Genomic DNA, 1,178 nt, shown 5'->3' on the forward strand with positions numbered 1-1,178 from the left:
GCCCAGAAGTACGAGCTGGCCCCGCAGCAGCTCAGCAACTGGAAGCGGGAGTTTCTCAACGGTGCCGAGGAGGTCTTTGAAAAAGGCGGCAAAAACAAAAAAGACCCTGCCGATGAAGAGAAAGACCAGCTGCTCAAGACCATCGGAAGGCTCAAAGTCGAGAATGATTTTTTAAAAGACGCCTTGCGCTAGAACCTCTGGCAAAACGACGCAGCATGATACGCAAGGGTCATACCGAACTGAGCCTGAAAGCTCAATACAACATCCTGGGTGTTCACCGCTCAGGGATCTATTACCAGCCCAAGCCGGAGTCGGAGCTGAACCTGGAACTCATGAGATTGATGGACGAGCACTATCTCCATCATCCCCACAAAGGGGCTCCGGGCATGCACACCTGGCTGACCCGGGACAAAGGGTACACCGTCAGCAAAAATCGGGTCGAACGCCTGTACTACCGCTGCATGGGACTGCAGGCCGTCATGCCCGGTAGGCACACTTCCCGACGGCACAAGGCCCACAAAGTGTACCCTTACCTGCTCCGGAATATGGAGGTCACCCGTCCCAACCAAGTCTGGGCCATGGACATCACCTACATCCCGATGAAAAAAGGCTTCATGTACCTGACCGCAATCATCGACCTGTACAGCCGGTATATCGTCGGCTGGTCCATCTCCAACAACATGGATGCGGAATGGTGCAAAGAAGTGCTCCAAGAGGCCATCGGCCAGTATGGCTGCCCCGAGATCCTCAACACCGATCAGGGAAGCCAGTTTACCTCGGAAGTCTTCACTGCGACGGTAAAGTCCAGCGGAATATGCCTGAGTATGGATGGCAAGGGTAGAGCGATTGACAATGTGTTTATCGAACGGTTCTGGCGAACCATCAAATACGAAAAGATCTACCTCAATCCGCCCCAGGACGGACTGGATCTCTACGCACAGGTAGCCGAATACATGGATTACTACAACCATCGAAGAAGGCACTCCAGTCTCGATCACAGCATCCCGGCCGAAGTCTATTCCTTGGTCGAACAGGTGGCATGAAAACGAGTTTCCCACATTCCCACACTTCCTGAAAATCTTTGAAGGGATTTTCAGGTGTGGAAATATGGAAAACTCACGCCCTTCCTGTATACTTGGCCTTAAACCAATCCTGTCCTAACTTTTGGGGGATGCTCA

General features: G+C 52.6%; 1 protein-coding gene and 1 pseudogene. Both read left to right on the top strand.

What is annotated here, in order from left to right:
* A pseudogene (locus ABD031_RS13270) lies at positions 1–192 on the top strand (IS3 family transposase); the annotation flags it as partial.
* 5 nt (positions 193–197) lie between these two features.
* Positions 198–1,043, top strand: coding sequence for an IS3 family transposase (locus ABD031_RS13275; protein WP_343852240.1), 846 nt, complete (start codon positions 198–200; stop codon positions 1,041–1,043).
* Positions 1,044–1,178: the final 135 nt, after the last annotated feature.

Origin of the sequence: Algoriphagus jejuensis, assembly GCF_039523455.1 — a bacterium.
Lineage (GTDB): Bacteria > Bacteroidota > Bacteroidia > Cytophagales > Cyclobacteriaceae > Algoriphagus > Algoriphagus jejuensis.